At 68.3% G+C, this 17240-nt stretch carries 17 protein-coding genes and 1 pseudogene; 13 read left to right on the top strand and 5 right to left on the bottom strand.

Features of this window, described 5'->3' with window-relative positions:
* From MXD58_RS06400 to MXD58_RS06415, 4 genes and pseudogenes are all read left to right on the top strand, one after another.
* Window positions 1–1029, top strand: a 1029-nt coding sequence (locus MXD58_RS06400; protein WP_250609113.1) for an HNH endonuclease, incomplete at its 5' end; no start/stop codon positions are given.
* A gap of 389 nt (window positions 1030–1418) precedes the next feature.
* Window positions 1419–2666: pseudogene (locus MXD58_RS06405) on the top strand (DHA2 family efflux MFS transporter permease subunit); the annotation flags it as partial.
* A gap of 369 nt (window positions 2667–3035) precedes the next feature.
* Window positions 3036–3254: a hypothetical protein gene (locus tag MXD58_RS06410; protein ID WP_248836885.1), complete on the top strand. Its 219-nt coding sequence runs from the start codon at window positions 3036–3038 to the stop codon at window positions 3252–3254.
* 66 nt (window positions 3255–3320) lie between these two features.
* Window positions 3321–3608 carry a hypothetical protein gene (locus MXD58_RS06415; RefSeq protein ID WP_248836886.1) on the top strand — a complete coding sequence of 96 codons (288 nt, stop codon included), beginning with the start codon at window positions 3321–3323 and terminating at the stop codon, window positions 3606–3608.
* Window positions 3609–3705: 97 nt separating this feature from the next.
* Here the strand turns inward: MXD58_RS06415 and MXD58_RS06420 are convergent, their stop codons facing one another.
* Together MXD58_RS06420 and MXD58_RS30600 are read right to left on the bottom strand one after the other, a co-directional pair.
* Entirely contained in the window at window positions 3706–3978 is a 273-nt protein-coding gene (locus MXD58_RS06420) for an SUKH-4 family immunity protein (protein WP_248836887.1), read from the bottom strand.
* Entirely contained in the window at window positions 3975–4895 is a 921-nt protein-coding gene (locus MXD58_RS30600; RefSeq protein ID WP_248836888.1) for a toxin glutamine deamidase domain-containing protein, read from the bottom strand. Before MXD58_RS30600 ends, MXD58_RS06420 begins: the two co-directional genes overlap by 4 nt.
* 464 nt (window positions 4896–5359) lie before the next feature.
* Here MXD58_RS30600 and MXD58_RS06430 point away from each other — a divergent pair, with 464 nt between their 5' ends.
* The 5 genes from MXD58_RS06430 (at window position 5360) to MXD58_RS06455 (ending at window position 9049) form a co-directional block, all read left to right on the top strand.
* The gene (locus tag MXD58_RS06430; protein ID WP_248836889.1) at window positions 5360–5698 is read left to right on the top strand and encodes a hypothetical protein; all 339 of its coding nucleotides are present in this window, start codon (window positions 5360–5362) and stop codon (window positions 5696–5698) included.
* Between the two features lie 380 nt (window positions 5699–6078).
* Window positions 6079–6363 carry a hypothetical protein gene (locus MXD58_RS31615; RefSeq protein ID WP_250609114.1) on the top strand — a complete coding sequence of 95 codons (285 nt, stop codon included), beginning with the start codon at window positions 6079–6081 and terminating at the stop codon, window positions 6361–6363.
* Window positions 6339–6713 (top strand): DEAD/DEAH box helicase family protein, encoded by a 375-nt coding sequence (locus tag MXD58_RS31620; RefSeq protein WP_248836891.1) that lies wholly within the window; start codon window positions 6339–6341, stop codon window positions 6711–6713. Before MXD58_RS31615 ends, MXD58_RS31620 begins: the two co-directional genes overlap by 25 nt.
* 95 nt (window positions 6714–6808) lie before the next feature.
* Window positions 6809–7321, top strand: coding sequence for an esterase-like activity of phytase family protein (locus tag MXD58_RS31625; RefSeq protein WP_284677951.1), 513 nt, complete (start codon window positions 6809–6811; stop codon window positions 7319–7321).
* 303 nt (window positions 7322–7624) lie between these two features.
* The gene (locus MXD58_RS06455) at window positions 7625–9049 is read left to right on the top strand and encodes a DEAD/DEAH box helicase (RefSeq protein ID WP_248836893.1); all 1425 of its coding nucleotides are present in this window, start codon (window positions 7625–7627) and stop codon (window positions 9047–9049) included.
* A gap of 323 nt (window positions 9050–9372) precedes the next feature.
* Here MXD58_RS06455 and MXD58_RS06460 read toward each other — a convergent pair whose 3' ends face one another.
* Both MXD58_RS06460 and MXD58_RS06465 read right to left on the bottom strand, forming a co-directional pair.
* Window positions 9373–9900, bottom strand: a complete 528-nt coding sequence (locus tag MXD58_RS06460) for a hypothetical protein (RefSeq protein WP_250609115.1) — start codon at window positions 9898–9900, stop codon at window positions 9373–9375.
* A 1358-nt stretch (window positions 9901–11258) separates the two neighbouring features.
* Window positions 11259–11405 (bottom strand): hypothetical protein, encoded by a 147-nt coding sequence (locus MXD58_RS06465; protein WP_248836895.1) that lies wholly within the window; start codon window positions 11403–11405, stop codon window positions 11259–11261.
* A 4-nt stretch (window positions 11406–11409) separates the two neighbouring features.
* Between MXD58_RS06465 and MXD58_RS06470 the strand changes: the two genes are divergently transcribed.
* On the top strand, window positions 11410–11721 hold the full coding sequence (locus MXD58_RS06470; RefSeq protein WP_248836896.1) for a hypothetical protein: 312 nt from the start codon (window positions 11410–11412) through the stop codon (window positions 11719–11721).
* 235 nt (window positions 11722–11956) lie between these two features.
* On the opposite strand, the gene MXD58_RS06475 is transcribed toward MXD58_RS06470, so the two are convergent.
* Window positions 11957–13429 carry a hypothetical protein gene (locus MXD58_RS06475; RefSeq protein ID WP_248836897.1) on the bottom strand — a complete coding sequence of 491 codons (1473 nt, stop codon included), beginning with the start codon at window positions 13427–13429 and terminating at the stop codon, window positions 11957–11959.
* A gap of 221 nt (window positions 13430–13650) precedes the next feature.
* On the opposite strand from MXD58_RS06475, the gene MXD58_RS06480 reads away from it, so the two are divergent.
* From MXD58_RS06480 to MXD58_RS06490, 3 genes are all read left to right on the top strand, one after another.
* Window positions 13651–14124, top strand: coding sequence for a helix-turn-helix transcriptional regulator (locus tag MXD58_RS06480; protein ID WP_248836898.1), 474 nt, complete (start codon window positions 13651–13653; stop codon window positions 14122–14124).
* Between the two features lie 5 nt (window positions 14125–14129).
* Window positions 14130–14540 (top strand): VOC family protein, encoded by a 411-nt coding sequence (locus MXD58_RS06485; RefSeq protein WP_248836899.1) that lies wholly within the window; start codon window positions 14130–14132, stop codon window positions 14538–14540.
* A 69-nt stretch (window positions 14541–14609) separates the two neighbouring features.
* On the top strand, window positions 14610–17009 hold the full coding sequence (locus MXD58_RS06490) for an ATP-binding cassette domain-containing protein (protein WP_248836900.1): 2400 nt from the start codon (window positions 14610–14612) through the stop codon (window positions 17007–17009).
* The last annotated feature ends 231 nt before the right edge of the window (window positions 17010–17240 follow it).

Below are 17240 nucleotides of genomic sequence, written 5' to 3' on the forward strand. Positions count from 1 at the left end.
GAGCAGCGGCGACCGCGGGTCGCCCCCGGCTCCGGCTGCTGCGAACGCTGCGGCGCCCGGCAGGCCGAGCGGCGCCCGCTGGGACATCAGACGCTGGCGCCGTCCGCGCCGTGTCCGGCCTGTGAGATCCAGATCCGGCAGCTTCTCGGCGGCTGGCAGACCCGGCTCGCCCAGGTGGTGGGAACCGCGCCGGGGTCGGCGCCCCGCCCGGGCGCGCAGGGCTCCGCGGCGATGGACCAGCTGTGGGCTGAGCTGCGGTTTCACCGGGTGCCGGCGGCCATGGGCCAGGCCATTCACCGGTCGGTCGTCCTGGGGCATCTGCAGCGCGTCGTCACGTTCGCGTTCGACGACGGGATCATCGAGGACTCCGAGGTCGCGTTCTTCGAGAGCGAGGTCCGCCGACTCGGCCTGCGCGATCCGGCCATCGACAACATGCGGGGCAGGCTGCGCCGCGGCCTGGAGCTGTCCCATCTGCGCGCCGGGAAACTGCCGACGGTGCACTCACCCACGCTGCACCTCGGCCTCGACGAGATCGTGCATCTCGACCAGGGCGTCGTCCACATCCGCCAGCTAGCCAGCGGGACGAAGGAAACCCAGGGACGGCTGGTCGCCAGCAACAGCAAGCTTCGCTTCCTGGCGGTCAACGGCAGCGGCAGCGAGGTCGCCTGGGGAAAGCTCGTCGAGGTGACAGCCGCCCTGGGCCATGTGGTCATCTCCGCGACGACGGCCAAAGGCGGCGGCACCTACCGGGTGGACGATCCCGAGTACGTCGCCGCGGTGCTCTCCGGCACGATGCGGGTCGCCCGCCGACTGGTCATCGCCCCCGGGGCGCGCGACAGCCGGACCATCCCACAGGAGGTGAAGGCGGCGGTCTGGCAGCGCGACGGCGGCGCCTGCGCGCAGTGCCACGCCCGCGAGTACCTGGAGTTCGACCACGTCATCCCGCACAGCCGCGGCGGCGCGAGCAGCCTCAACAACCTGCAACTCCTGTGCCGCCGCTGCAACCAACGCAAGGGCGCCCGCCTCTGAGCACCGAAGCTGACCGCGGCGACAACTATCGGCGACGAGATCCGAGTACCGGCCCAACCGCATCCGTCGCTGCAGCAGCTCACCCAGTCCCGCGTCCAGCCGCTCGCTCGGTTCGTCTCCCACCACTCCAAGACTAGCGTGCATTTTGCATGCATCTCGCGTACGGTTCGATGCGTGCAATTCACACGCTCCCGACGAGGGGTGGAGGGACGGAGTGCTCCAACAGATCAGGGTCGAACCAGCCCGACCCGAACCCACGGTGGACGCCCGGCGGCTTGTCGTCGCCCTTCTGTTCGGCGCGGTGCTGCCACTGCTGGACGCGACCATCGTCAACGTCGCGATCGATCGGCTTTCGCTGACCTTCGACGCCGCACTGTCGACAACACCAGTGGGTGGTTACCGGCTACGCCATGGCGGCGGCGATCGCCATACCCGCCACTGGCTGGGGGGTCACCCGCTACGGCGGCCGCAGGGTGTGGATGACCGCGCTCGGCCTGTTCCTCATCGGCTCGGCCCTGTGCGCACTGGCCTGGAACCTGGAAAGCCTGATCGCCTTCCGTATCCTGCAGGGCCTCGGCGCCGGGATGACGATGCCGGTCCTGCAGACCGTTCTCCTCGGCGCCGTCGGGCCCGAGGGAGCGCGACGGGCGATGGCCACCATCGGCATCCCGGCCGTTGTCGCACCGGTTGTCGGGCCGGCGGTAGGCGGCCTCGTCCTGGCCCATCTGAGCTGGCGCTGGATCTTCCTCGTCAACGTTCCGATCTGTCTCATCGCGCTGGCGTTGGCGGCGGCGACCCTGCCCCACGACGCCCCCACCCGCGGAGGTTCGCTCGACGTCAGAGGGCTGTTGCTGCTCTCCCCTGCGCTCTCCCTGCTGGTGTACGGACTGTCAACGATCGGGGGCCCCGGCGGGGACATCACGCGGGCGACGCTGACGATCCTGGCCGGCGTCGTTCTGCTGGCCGCGTTCGTCCGGCACGCGCTGCGGGCACCCGCGGCGGCGATCGACGTCCGCCTGTTCGCCCGGCCCACGTTCGCTGGCGCCGGTGCCCTGATGCTGCTCGCCGGCATCTACTTCTACGGCGCCCTGATCCTGCTGCCTCTGTACTACCAACGCGTGCTGGGCTATTCGACGCTGGCCACCGGGGCAGTGCTCGGACTCCAGGGAGTCGGTGCCCTGTTGGCCCGATCCGCCAGCGGCGGTCTGACCAGCCGGCTCGGGGTCCGCGCTGTCGTCCTGGCAGGCCTCGGCCTGGCCGCGCTCGGGTCCCTGCCGTTCGTTGCGACGCATGGCGATCCGAACCCATATCTGCTCGGAGCCGCCCTGGTGATCCGCGGCGCCGGCGTCGGTGTTGTCACCGTGCTCATCCTCGGCGCCGCCTACCACGGACTTGACCGAACCCACATCTCCCACGCCAGCAGCGCCAGCCGCGTCGTGCTGCAACTCGGCGGAGCCCTGGGTGTCGCCCTCGTCAGCGCCGTTCTGCAGTGGCGACTGGGCTCGGCAGACGAAGCCGGTGGATCCGGGGCGGTCCAGCGGGCCTTCGGGCACACGTTCTGGATACTGATCGCCAGCGTCCTGGCCGGTGCGCTGCCGGCTTTCCTCCTGCCGGGACGGGCCACGACCAATGCCTGACCGGACCACCGCCCCGCAGTCCGGTCTGCCGACGCGCACGGATCGTCTTCATCGCGCGGTCAACGCCGAGAGGGACTCCCGCTGCGATCACGAGAAGTGGCGGGTAACGAGCCGAGAGGTCGACGTGCTCGCAAAGCTCGCTGCGGGCTGCACCAGCCAAGATGTTGGCCACATATTCGTGCTGATACGGACGCAGATTTTTCCGACCCACGCATACTGGACGCCGCAGGCGTCGACTACACCTCCGAGATCTACCCCGGCACGCGCAAAAAACGATCAACCCATGGTTGACCTGGCGTATAGTGAGGCGGTTTCCTGCCCCACACGCGTGGGGATGATCCGTTGGACTGCGATGGGAAGGGGTTACCGATGAGCGTGCCCGGTGACGCCCCCCTGCCCGATCTCGTGATCGTGGATGAGGACCTGCCCGGCGTCGAGGTCATCAGCGGCGACCCACCCAAGGCCTGGGCCGAGGCCTTCGAGGTCGGCCTGAAGGACCTCCGCGCCGGGCGGACGGTCGTCTGCGACGAGGAGACCTTCGCTCGCCTGCTCGCCGGCATGCCGTACGAGGGCGTCGAGACCGGCTGATCCAGTTATCCCCACGCAGCGCAAGCCGATTGTCACTGTACGATGATGTCGGGTTAACGTAGCCATGTGCCCACATACGAGCCCACCGCCGCCTTCTGGGCGGACTGGCGCCGGCTGCGTCCCGAACAACGCGCGGCGTTCATCAGGGCCCGCAGACTGTTCCTCGCCGGCCTGGATGCCGAGCAGTTCCATCCCTCGCTGCGGGTGAAGAGGTTTCAGACCCGCCCGGGTTGGTACGAGCTGACCTGGGGACCGGACGGCCGGGCTCTCTGGGCCTACGGTCGACCGCCCCAGGGACGCGAAGGCCCCCACATCGTCTGGCTACGGGTCGGCACTCACAAGATCTTCGAATAGTCGCGCTCACCCGAGCGCTTCCACGCCTCATCGACACTGCGGTGAGTGCGTGCGACGCGCCGCCGCTTCCGGGTTCCGGCGCAGCGGGGCTCGACAGCTACACCGTCTCCACTCGTCCCCTGTGCGCGACGGCCGCATAGTCGCTGAGGATTCGACGGGTCGGGACCGCGGACGGGAAACGGACCACCCGGCCGGACTCCTTCTCGATCACCCGACCAAGAGATCCCGCGACCTTTCCCGCGAGATAGCCGGTCTCATCGATGAGCCAACCCTGCTCGAATTCCATGAGATGCCATGGCTGGTTGGGATCGTCGCTGGGACGACCAAGAAGCGCGAGCGCAATCCCAACCGCTTCATCCTCGCCGATCATTCGACATCCCTCCGGACTGGTTCGCCATTTCTATCAAAAAGAATCGTATAGTAGGCCGCCACGTCCAGATCCGAGTACCCGGTTATCTCCTCGGACGGTGGCCAGGCCTCCGTGGTCCCAACCTGCCCGTCGACGGCCATCACACGTCCAGAGTCGTTCACCGCGTTGAACCAGTGCGCTCCGCCGTGGCGCCATTCTACGAGCACAAGCGCGGAGCTGCCCCGGCCAGCCTGTCGAAGGTCCGCCTCGATGCCGGGAGAGTCGGTCGACCAGAGCTCGGCGCCGGCCCACTCCTTCATGCGTCCGATCAGTTCGCCCCGCGCCACCGGGTCGGCCAGCGCGGCAGAGCTGGATGGCTCTCCCCGCCAGGTCAGTTCCGAGGCCCGCGTGCAGTCACCACAGTTGTTGTCCCGGCCTGGGGCTTCCCGGTCCGGGTTGATATCCTCGACCCACTCGACCGGATGCTGATGCGGCCGTCTGACGTCAGGCCGGGAATTCGCCGCGTCCGGCGGCAGGTAATCGTCGGGATATTTCGACCAGACATCCCGCATTCCCCTGGTGACATGCCCCTCGGATGACGGCGCTCCGATTTCCGGTTTTGTCCGGCGGATGAAGCCGAACCAAGCCGGGCTGCCCGCCCGGAGTCCTCCATCGTCCAATTCTGCCCGGTCAACCTGCGCCGCACCGATCGAATCAGCTCGGGCCGCCGCCCGTTCCAGCAGTGCAAGCTTTCGGTCAAGCGGCGATTCCGAGTGGGACGAGGGCTTTCGGGCAGCCTGGTCTGCGGCTTCCCCGCCGCCGTGGGTCGTGCCATCGCGCTCCCTGTCATGGGCTCGCTCGAACGCCGCCAGCTTCGCCTCGATCGCCGTCGGCCCATTGCGCGACGGTTGCGCGCCATCCGCCACGCCACGGTCCACGCGGCCAGGACCTCCTCGGATCCATCGAGCAGGCGGAGTTTCGCGTCGAGGCGATCGTTTTCGGAGCGGTCAGGCTGCGCGGCCTCGTCGACAGGCTTCTCCGGGCCCGCCCCGGAACGATCCACGGGCATCAGATGCTTTCCCGCCGAAGGCTAACCAGCCGGCGCTGTCCGCGTACCACTGGTCCCCCCGCAAGTCAGCCCCAAAGAAAAATGTAGTCCTGCCCCAGGATGCCTGCCGGTATGACAGGGTTTCCCGACCGAGACAGCAGATGAAGTCATTGCCCTCCAAGCGAGCTAGGCCAGACGAGACGCAGGGTATCGGACTGGCCCGTGGCAGGCTACAAAACCGCCGGCCCAGACACATCGCTTCCGCATAAGCGGTAGGAATGGGAGCAGGTCAGAGAACCGTTCCGGGTATCGAAGCCCAACGGGCGTGATCAACCCCGTCTTGGAAATGGCGAGATGGGCCCCGGCGATCCGCACATCCACGTTGACGACAGGGTGCGGCGCACCGGGGCGGCGTACCGCAACCTGGTCGTCGCGTCGGTCGGCAGCGCACCGGACGCGCCGACCGTCGTCACCACCGGGTGCGGTCTGCGCGTTCCCTACGCGATGACCTCGCGCCGGCCGGAAAGCGTCACCTGCCTGCCCTGTCGGGACCACGCCGAACGCGAGCGCCTGCGCTTCGCCGAGCACGTGGAGCGCCTGGGCCGACTGCCGGGCAGCCCGATGGCCGCCGGACAGGCCACCAGCGCCGCCCGCTGGGCCCGGGACCTCGCCACCCGGTACTCCAGCCGGTGACCATCAGCGACCCAGACCAGTCGCCACCGCATCGTCGGCCGTCTCAGTCCAACCGATCGTTCAGTTCTTCCGCGCGCCCACCCGTATAGCCACGCCCTGCAACCGTTCCGCCCTCGCTGCGACCGAGCCAAGGACGTCCGGCATTGGAGCCTCGAAGAGGACATTCGCCTGGCGGCCGACATGACGGACCACGAGGGATCAGATTTTCTCACTCACCGTTAACAAAGGGCAGTCATGGCAACGCTCCGTGAGGGGCGGAGGAACCCGAACGCCAGCTGATGCGCTGGGTATCAAGAACACCACGTATCACTCAAAACCCCTATCTATATGCTTACCCGTCGCGCTAGGACGTGCACGGGGGGGAACGGGGGGCAGGACGCTTGACGACGTATGCGCCAGGCTCGGTGGTAGTGGTTCGAGACGAGGAATGGCTGGTCACAGCCGCGGAGCAGGCTGGGGAGTCGTGGCGCCTCGACGTCGTGGGTATCGGCGAGCTCGTGCGGGAGACCACCGCGACGTTCTTCAGCGGCCTCGACCACATCGAACTGCTGGACCCTCGCGAGGCGAAGCTTCTGCCGACGACTCGACGCGGCACCGTCGCACGCGTCTGTGGCTGGAAGCCACCCTGCGCCGCACCCCCATGCCCTTCGGCGATGCCTCACTGACCGTGTCCGACGGGATGCTCGTGCACCGCCTGGAGTATCAGCGGCAGGCCGTGGCGAAGGCGCTCTCCCCGGCGAACCTCCGACCACGGATCTTGATCGCGAATGCGGTGGGGCTCGGCAAAACCCTCGAGATCGGCATGCTGCTCACCGAGCTGACCCGCCGGGGACGGGCCGACCGCGTTCTCGTCGTCACCCCACGGCACGTTCTCGAACAGAGGCAACACGAACTGTGGTGCCGGTTCGGACTCCCCCTCGTCCGTCTCGACAGCGACGGGCTGCAGCGGGTGCGGCAGAACCTGCCCGCGAGCCGTGTCGGCCAGTTCCAGCGGGTCGCCTGCCGCGGCGCGTAGTCCGGCGTCGTCGACGGCGTCGGGGGCGGTGGTGAGCAGCCGCAGCGGCAGCCCACTGGCGTCGCCGGCAGCCAGCCGGAGCAGTTCGCCGGCCGCTGCGGACCAGGGCGACCCACGAGTACCTGTACCTGCTCGACAACCCGGGCACGTCCGGCAATACCGTCAGCGAGATCAGCGCGCTGTCCGCGACGAAGTTCCTCGTCGACGAGCGTGACGGCAACCAGGAGGAGCCCGGCAGGCCGGCGGTCAAGGACCTCTTCGAGATCGACCTGACCGGCGCGACCGACGTCCGGGGTGACGGTACGAACCCGCTGGGCTACCCGATCGGCGGCGGGACGCTGTATCTCGCCCACGACAGCGACTTCGGCATAGGCCACCTGCTCGGCCAGGACGAGGCCGTGTGGGAGGCGTCGGGCCTGTCCGACACGACGGCATGCGCGCCGGTGAAGTCGACGACGACCGGCCGGTACCTCGTCCACCACAGGTACCTCGTCCGCCAGGAGACGCTGGACGCCAGCGGCATCGTCGACGACGGCGAGGTCCTCAGGATCGACGTGGCGAAGCTCCCGCCGGCGCTCGCCACGGCGACGGTCACGATCAGGTGCTGACCGACCCCGCCCGAAATGGCCCGCTGCCAGGCGCGGGCCATTCTCGTGTCCGCCGACCCGGCCGCGGCGCCGGCCCGCACGCCCGCACGCCCGCACGCCCGCACGCACCGTCACACGGATCAGCTATACTCGATGCATCAGCTCGTCGAGCTCCTGCCGCGAGTTGTCCGCGCGTCGTAGCACCTAGTGCCCAGCATCGGGTCTCAGCTCCGCGCGTAACCGGTTGAGATCCTCGGATCTCCGGAATTCGGCGGGACATCACACAGATAGCGATCTTTCTTGTCCTCGTTCACCGAACTTGGCGTGCCCACGCGCCTGACCGACGTTCTCACCCGTCTCGCCATCGAGACCCCCACCCCCATCCAGCGGGCCACACTGCCGGACGCGCTCGCTGGCCGTGACGTCCTCGGCCGCGGCCGCACCGGCTCCGGCAAGACCCTCGCGTTCCTCCTGCCCGTGGTCACCCGCCTCTGCGGCGGCCCCCGGGCCCGGGCCAGGGCCCCGCGCGCGCTGATCCTGGCACCCACCCGCGAGCTTTCCGCGCAGATCGACACGGCGCTGCGCCCGCTCGCTGCCGCGGCCGGCCTCACCTCGTGCACCGTCTTCGGCGGCGTCGCGCAGAATCCGCAGGTCGCCGCGATCCGGCGGGGCACCGACATCGTCGTGGCCTGCCCAGGCCGGCTCGAGGATCTCCTCAAGCAGGGCCACTGCTCGCTGGCCCAGGTGGAGATCACCGTGCTGGACGAGGCCGATCACATGGCCGACCTGGGGTTCCTGCCCGCCGTGCGCCGGCTGATCGGCCAGACCCCGACCGGCGGGCAGCGCATGCTGTTCTCGGCCACCCTGGACAAGGCCATCGACACCCTGGTGCGCCAGTACCTCAGCAGGCCCGCGGTGCACGAGGCCGACTCCGCCCAGTCCCCGGTGGGCACCATGGACCACCATCTCCTGCACGTCGAGCGGGACAGCCGGCTCCCCGTGCTCGTCGACCTGTCCGCCGCACCGGGCCGCACGGTGGTGTTCACCCGCACGAAGCACGGGGCCAAGGCGCTCGCCCGCCGCCTCAACCTCGCCGGCGTGCCCGCGGTCGAACTGCACGGCAACCTGAGCCAGGGCGCCCGTACCCGCAACCTCGACGACTTCCGCACCGGCCGGGCCTCGGCGCTGGTCGCCACGGACATCGCCGCCCGCGGTATCCATGTGGACGATGTGGCCCTCGTGATCCACGCTGATCCGCCGGCCGATCACAAGGCCTACCTGCACCGTTCCGGGCGCACCGCGCGCGCCGGCAACAGCGGCACCGTCATCACCCTGGCGACCACCGAACAGCTCGGTGAGGTCACGCAGTTGGCCCGCGCCGCGGGCATCAGGCCGACGACCACCCGGGTCGCCTCCGCCGATCACCCGATCCTCGCCCGGCTCGCTCCCGGCGCCCGGTCGCTCACCAGCCCCGCGATCGAGCCGGAAACCAGCATCACGCCAGGCCAACGCACACCGGCCGGTGGACATCGCGGCGCCGAGCCGACCCCTCGAACGGGCACCCGGCGCGGACGCCGCCCCGCCGGCGGCCGCAACCACCGTCCCGGGCGAGCGGCGGCACCCCGACCGCTCGCGGCGACGGCTCGCGCCAGCGCACCCGCTCACGAGGCCGCTGCGCCGGCCGCGGCGCGAACCAGGTCGCAACCAACCCACAGCGCCGCGACGTTCAGCGCACGCCGCGCCCGCTGACCACACTCGTTGACATCCGCTCCGAGCGGGGTGGTCAAACGGGTACAGAGTGCATGGATGCTCACCCAGGTGAGCGCCGCCCTGCTCCTGCGGGATGTCGCCCCGCTGGTCGTCCCGGCGGCTGCGGACGTGCCCTCCGGGCAGGTGGATGGGTCGGCAGGTGATTCCCCTGCCGACCCATCCACCCAGGCGGGTTTCCGCCGCGGTCGGAAGCCGCCGCGCGGTCTCTCGCATGACATGTTGTCCCCGGACAACCATCGGTAGCGACACCCTTTTGCTACCGGTCAAGGCCAGACAAGATCGATGAGATGGTCCACGTCATGTCACCGGGCCGCCTCGTTGGCAATGGTTGCGAGAGCGATACCACCCCAGCCCCGTACGACCGGTTCCGCCTGCGCATTGACCACGATATTGCCCCGGCGACCCGAGGCGTAGTTCCGGGCCGTGTAGCGGACCGTGCGGTATTTCCCACCCTCCCGTGACAGCTCGGTGACATTGCCGGTGCCGTAGGCGTCGACCATCTTCTTGTAGACGGCGGCAGTCTCCTGGTCCGCCATCCGAACCCAGGAAACCGCGATCAGGACGACATCCCCCTTCTTGTCCTGGCCCTGAAACTGCGCGCGGTAGAGAGCGGCGCACGGGTGCTCGCGGAAGAACTCCAGCACCGTGCCGTAGGAATGGTCGGCGCAGTGGGTGCCATCGTTCTGCAAGCGACCGTTCACCTGAAGGCCCTTGCGTGCCAGGCGCACCTCGATCGAACGCAGGTCGCCAATTGTGATCTCGGCTTCGGTGCACGGCCGGGACTGGCTACAGTTCCGAGCCGACCGTTGCTGTCCCGGCGGGCGCTTCACCGAGACACCGCCACCCGCCGAGACAGCTGTGTCTATGCCGCCAGCCGTGAGACTGAAGGTCACCACGGCCGTGATGGCGAGGGAGACCCGTGAGAACCCACGTCCTCCGCGCCAGTACCCACGGACCCTGCGCCCATTGCGCACATGGGGACGAACCCAAACCCTTCGGGCCACTTTTTCCACTCCTCCTGGACCGACACGGTGCACCAACAACGACGAGAGACGGCACACCACGACTGGTGGGAAGCTGTCGTCGACCACGCGGGAGCACTGCCCGCGAGCACGTCAGCCGATCAGCATGCGGGTGACCCCACCAACCATCGCCACCACTACACACAGACCGATCCCATAAATGATCAGTGCATTCTCGAAAGTGACGTGAATCGGCATACCAGGGGGCTCCCGAAAGGTTCCCGGAGTCGCCTGACGCAGGCCAAGCCGACGAAGCGCAGCCTGAAACGGAGAACGAGGATGCCGTGGGCTGACAACAGCCCGCAGTGCACGCGCCTTTTTCTCGCGATGACTGACACAGCCAGCTATCGTGCCGATAACCACCGCCTCGCAGGTAAGGTTATCGGCTGGCCGCGTCCGATATGCCCTACATATTACTGGCCACGCCAACAACCGCACTGAAAGCACGGCAGTAAGGTAGAGAGGAGCCACGAACCACGCAACAGAAAAGGATATCAAGGCCACGGACGGAAAACTCGCCGCACAGCTCGCGAGTATCTTTCGCCGCTTTTTGCGGCGTGTCGCCAGTACCATCTTCCCTCATCTCTCCGTGTTTTTAGGGCGCAGCTTCGCCAACCTCGTCAGCACAACCAGAAAGCATGGCGATGAAACACCATATGCTGATCGCAATGAAAGCCACGGCCCGCCGGCCAGGGCGCTGTCGACACAGCAACCGCAATCCCCGATCCGTCTATGCGGCTCTTGAACAGTAGCCAGGGCCCAGCGCGAGCCAACGCCGGCCCACCGCCGCCACAATGACGATTCTTAGAAGAAGCTCCTGGTCGGAGCGCCGATCACGCCGATGGCTGCGCTGGGATGATTCCCGGGTGTCGCGCAGCTGACAGCCCGGCGTCATGATCCGTGGAAATCGTTGACACCCTCGGCGTGCACCGCTGTCGCGAGCAGCGCACCCGCGTTCGGTGTGCTCGGCACTGGGGATCGCGCGGGTCCCGGACGCCTCGACGTTCCGCCGAGTGTTCGCTCTGCTCAACGCTGACGCGTTCGACGTCCCGCGGCCACTGGGCGGTGGAAAAACCCACACACCACGATCATGAATTCAAAGTGCTGACCAGCAAACCTGCCGCCGCCCTGGTCGTCAGGCCCGGCGGGGTCAAACGGCCGCCTCGTCACGGTGTCGCGACCTCGCCGACCTCGCCGACCTCGCCGACCTCGCCGACCTCGCCGACCTCGCCGACCTCGCCGACCTCGCCGACCAGATCATGCCGACCGGAACATACTGAAGGGGTGTCGACGGGCCCGGGTGATCCGCACATCCACGTGGACGAGCGGGTGCTACAGACCGGGGCGGCCTACCGCAACCTGGTCGTCGCCACGGTCGGAAGCGCACCGGACGCGCCGACCGTCGTCACCACCGGATGCGGCCTGCGCGTCCCCTACGCGATGACGTCGCGCCGCCCGGAGACCGTCACCTGCCTACCCTGCCGGGAGCACGCCGAACGCGAGCACCGGACCTTCGCCGAGCACGTGGAGCGCCTGGACCGCCTGTCGGGAGGCCCGCTGGCCGCCGGACCGGCGACCAGCGCCGCCCGATGGGCCCGCGACCTCGCCACCCGGTTCGCACGTCGATGAACGTTCGCGGGCTGGGCTCCGGCCCGTCCGACGAATCCCGGCGAGCGCCGGCCTGGCCAGTCAGCCTGACGGGCGCCGCTGACCGAGCTGTCCCGACCGGCTCAGGTCAGGATCGCGACGCAAGTCGCGCTGCCGCGCCTTGCGTGCGAGGTCATCCTCAGGCCTGACGCACACCTCAGTCGGCAGCCACACGCGAGCCCAGCGGTGGCGCCGCCCACGCTTCCAAGACCGCCGATCAGCCTCCGTCCAGAAGACTGATGCGCAGCGCAGTTCCATTTGACCCGACCGAGCTGACGTCTGCCAGGACGCCGGTGCCACTCTGTACGCCGAGCCAGCGGCCACGCACCGCCCCGGCCGCACGCAGGTAGCGTCCGAGTTGGCCATCTCTCAGCAACGCGTCGAGCCCGGACTCAATGCCCCGATCGATCACCAGTCTTCGACCGTCCGGCAGGCTCATCGAATATCGAATGCCACGGAACGTCAGACCGCCCGCCAGCTCGAAATCCGTGCGCACCGCATCTGCGCCCCGATCCAGGTCCGTCCCGAACAGAGACATCTGGTCCACATCTGGCAACCCTTGCTGACGGCGTGTCGCGTACAGGGCGGCTGTCGCGGGATCCCCCGCGTACAGCAAAGCGGAGGCGGCCGAGGATCTGGTGAGTAAACGAAGGAACCACGGGCGTCGACCATCGGAAATGGAGATCACCGGGGGACCTTCCAGGAGCTCGTCGTCGCTGGGCGGCAGAGCCTCTTCGGGATCACGGCTGACCACTTCCTCATCAGCGGATTCCTCGCCAGCGGGTTCCTCGCCGTGGTCGTTCCATGTTCCCCGTCTGGCAGCCATCTCGTCCAGATCCGGTGTCCGAATCGGCAGGTCCACCTCGGTGGCCGACTCATTGATTACTTCGTCGAATTCCTCCTCGGCTCCCGACCACAGTTCATCTTCACCAGGAGGATCGAGAACGTAGGTTGTGATTCGATTTGCCGCGAGCTTTGTTGCGACCATCAGCGCAGGTGGTGGAGCAGTCCCAATCTCGACCGTCTCGACCTGAACGCACGCTTTCGCCAGCTGCTCTATATGGTAGGGGCCAGAAGCATGTGTGCCCTTGCACTCAAGGACCCAGATCTTGGACTGGACAGATCCACCCATGCTGTGCGTACCAACCAGGAAATAATCGGGTCTCTGCTTGCCCGCCCGCCGGCCTGACGTCGCGCGAACGCCAGATACCTGTCCGGCCACGAGTGCGGCGTCAGCGTCGATGACATCGAAATGCCAGCGTGGATACAATTTCTGCAACACTTTGCGTGCAGCGACGAGACCGAATCCGATACCCAGCTGCTCCGACTGCATCACCTTGTGATGGTAGACAACATCCTCCGCTTCCGCGGAGAGGGCAAGCCACCCGTCTGACCAGGTCAGCGCCGAACAGTAGCGTACGTGCGCCCAGTTTCGAGCGATGTCGCTGAACGGGGAGCGCACGAAGAACGTTGTAGCGCCGCCCAGTTCGTGCAGGACCTCCGCCGGGCTGGTAGTTATCCTCCCGAGCGGGACCGAGACCGGCCGCGGTCTCTTCCGGTAATTGTAAATGGGCGCCGCCTTAGATTTCTCTCCCCCCATTTTATGCACCTGGGCCGCCAGGAGATCTGTCGACTCGATCGCAACACCACCGTCACGCCCAAGCTCCCCGATGAGCGCCCTGAAGTCCATCAGCCTCTTCTCTGGCCAAACGGTGATATCTGCGCAGACTACGCCAGAGACGGTGATCGTTTAGCTCATTAAGCAAATATGATGGCAGTTATTCGGCAGTGGTTCACGGTCGCCGCGACCAGGTGTGACCACCGTTCCAGACCACCAGCGACCCCGCTCCACGACCGGTCGCGGCACGTAGCTATCCGACCGGAGTGATGTGACGTGGCACCATTGCGGGGGTGACCAGCAGACCCGATCCCGAGCAGCGGCTTCGTGACCTTGCTCGGTTGCGGCGGGTGCGGGACCGGATCGATCGGGAGTACGCCCGGCCGCTGGATGTCGAGGCGCTCGCGCGCGGGGTGCACCTGTCGGCGGGGCATCTGAGCCGGCAGTTCCGGGCGGCGTACGGCGAGTCGCCGTACGGGTATCTGATGACGCGGCGGATCGAGCGGGCGATGTCGTTGCTGCGCCGCGGCGATCTGTCCGTCACCGAGGTGTGCTTCGCGGTCGGCTGCTCGTCGCTGGGCACGTTCAGCACGCGGTTCACCGAGCTCGTCGGCGTGCCGCCGAGTGTTTACAGACGCCAGCAGGCGCCGGGCCGCGCCGACGACGGCGCCAACCCCGTCGCGGAGCCGCCGACGTGCGTCACGAAGCAGGCGACCAGACCGGTCAGGAATCGAGAAGCGCAGGTCAGCGGCTCGACCGTAGCGTGACCGCCATGGACATCGCGATTCACTCCACCTTCCTCCCGCACACCGACCCGGAGGCGTCCCTGCGCTTCTACCGTGACGTTCTCGGCTTCGAGGTCCGCCTCGACGTCGGCGGCGGCACGATGCGCTGGATCACCGTCGGGCCCAGGAACGAGGGCACCACGGCCATCGTGCTCACGCCGCCGGCGGCCGACCCGGGCGTCACCGAGGAGGAGCGCCGCGTCCTCACCGAGATGATGGCCAAGGGCACCTACGGCATGCTCCTGCTCGCCACCCATGATCTCGACGGGGCGTTCGAGCAGGTCCAGGCCGGCGACACCGAGATCGTCCAGGAGCCGACCGAGCAGCCCTACGGCGTGCGCGACTTCGCCGTGCGCGACCCCGCCGGCAACATGATCCGCATCCAGCAGCTGCGCTGAGCCACGCCGACGACCGACCGACAGCAGCGCCCGGCCGCACCGCCGGTCCGGGCGGAGGGAGACCACGCGATGAGCACGGCCGCCGACAGCCCCGCCGCGGACAGCCCCGCCGCCCCGAGCCATGCAGCCGACAGCCATGATCTGATCCGCGTGCACGGCGCGCGGCAGAACAACCTCAAGGATGTCAGCGTCGAGCTGCCCAAGCGCCGGCTCACCGTGTTCACCGGGGTGTCCGGCTCGGGCAAGAGCTCGCTGGTCTTCGGCACGATCGCGGCCGAGTCGCAGCGGTTGATCAACGAGACGTACAGCGCGTTCGTGCAGGGTTTCATGCCGACACTGGCCCGCCCGGAGGTCGACGTCCTCGACGGGCTGACGACCGCGATCATCGTCGATCAGAGCCGGATGGGCACGGACCCCCGGTCCACCGTCGGCACCGCGACGGACGCGAACGCGATGCTGCGGATCCTGTTCAGCCGGCTGGGCCAGCCGCACATCGGCCCGCCGAACGCGTACTCGTTCAACGTGCCGTCGGTGAGCGCCAGCGGCGCGATGACGATCGATCGCGGCGGCGCCAGCAAGGCGGTGAAGAAGACGTTCAACCGGCTCGGCGGGATGTGCCCGCGCTGTGAGGGCCGCGGGGCGGTCTCCGACATCGACCTGACCGCGCTGTACGACGACGCGAAATCCCTGAACGAGGGTGCACTGACGATTCCCGGTTACAGCATGGAGGGTTGGTACGGCCGAATCTTCTCCGGCTGCGGTTTCTTCGACCCGGACAAACCGATCCGCAGGTTCACGAAGCGGGAACTCGCCGACCTCCTGCACAAGGAACCCACGAAGATCAAGGTCGACGGGATCAACCTCACCTACGAGGGCCTCATCCCCAAGATCACCAAGTCGATGCTGGCCAAGGACGTCGACGCGCTGCAGCCGCACGTCCGCGCGTTCGTGGAACGGGCCGTGACGTTCGCGACCTGCCCCGAATGCGACGGCACCCGCCTGGCTGAGCCGGCGCGGACGTCGAAGGTCAACGGGATCAGCATCGCGGACGCCTGCGCGATGCAGATCAGCGACCTGGCCGGCTGGGTCCGCGGCCTCGACGACCCGTCGACGGCGCCGCTGCTCGCGACGCTCGGGCGCACCCTGGACTCGTTCGCGCAGATCGGCCTGGGCTACCTCAGCCTCGACCGGCCGTCGGGGACGCTCTCGGGCGGCGAGGCACAGCGGGTGAAGATGGTCCGCCAGCTCGGCTCGTCGCTCACCGACGCGACCTACGTCTTCGACGAGCCCACCACCGGCCTGCACCCGCATGACATCGCCCGGATGAACGACCTGCTGCTGCGGCTGCGGGACAAGGGCAACACGGTGCTCGTCGTCGAGCACAAGCCCGAGGCGATCGCGATCGCCGACCACATCGTCGACCTCGGCCCCGGCGCGGGCGCCGGCGGCGGCACCGTGTGCTTCGAAGGCACCGTGGACGGGCTGCGGGCCAGCGACACCGTCACCGGCCGTCACCTCGACGACCGGGCCAGCCTCAAGGCGTCGGTGCGCACCCCGACCGGGACGCTGGAGATCCGCGGGGCCAACGGGAACAACCTGCGCGACGTCGACGTCGACATCCCCCTCGGCGTGCTCGTCGTCGTCACCGGTGTCGCCGGGTCGGGCAAGAGCTCGCTGGTGCACGGGTCGATCCCGGCGGGAGCGGGCGTGGTGTCGGTCGACCAGGGGGCGATCCGCGGCTCGCGACGGTCCAATCCGGCGACCTACACCGGGCTGCTCGAACCGATCCGCAAGGCGTTCGCGAAGGCCAACGGCGTGAAGCCGGCGCTGTTCAGCGCCAACTCCGAGGGCGCCTGCCCGTCCTGCAACGGCGCCGGGGTCATCTACACCGACCTGGCGATGATGGCCGGTGTCGCGAACACCTGCGAGGACTGCGAGGGCCGGCGCTTCGACGCGGCCGTGCTCGCCTACCACCTGGGCGGGCGGGACATCAGCGAGGTCCTGGCGATGCCGGTCACCGAGGCGGCGGAGTTCTTCGGCGTCGGCGAGGCGCGCGTGCCGGCGGCGCACGCCATCCTGGGCCGCCTCGCCGACGTCGGCCTCGGCTACCTCAGCCTCGGCCAGCCGCTGACCACGCTCTCCGGCGGGGAACGGCAGCGGTTGAAGCTCGCGACCCACATGGCGTCCAACGGCGGGGTCTACGTCCTCGACGAGCCGACCGCCGGCCTGCACCTCGCCGACGTCGAACAACTCCTCGGCCTGCTCGACCGGCTCGTCGACGCCGGCACGTCGGTGATCGTCGTCGAGCACCACCAGGCCGTGATGGCGCACGCCGACTGGATCATCGATCTGGGCCCCGGCGCCGGTCATGACGGCGGTCGGGTCGTGTTCGAGGGCACCCCGGCCGACCTCGTCGCCGCCCGGTCCACCCTCACCGGCCAGCACCTCGCCGACTACGTCGGCGCCTGACGCGGCCGCCGGGTGGGTGCGCACGGGCGGCGGCCAGTTTTCCCTCCGGACTATGGCTACGAAGAGTGTATTAGCACTTACCGGCGATAGTCAGGGGTAATTGGACCCGCTACAAATGCCGGGTGATCCGGACACGATACGTTTTCCCTGTCACCACTCCTTCTCGACGGGCCGCCGCCTGCATGCTCGGCGCGGCCGTCGCGGCGGGCGTGCTCGCCGCCGGGCCGGCCG

The organism is Frankia sp. AgKG'84/4 (assembly GCF_023242965.2).
Taxonomy (GTDB): domain Bacteria; phylum Actinomycetota; class Actinomycetes; order Frankiales; family Frankiaceae; genus Frankia.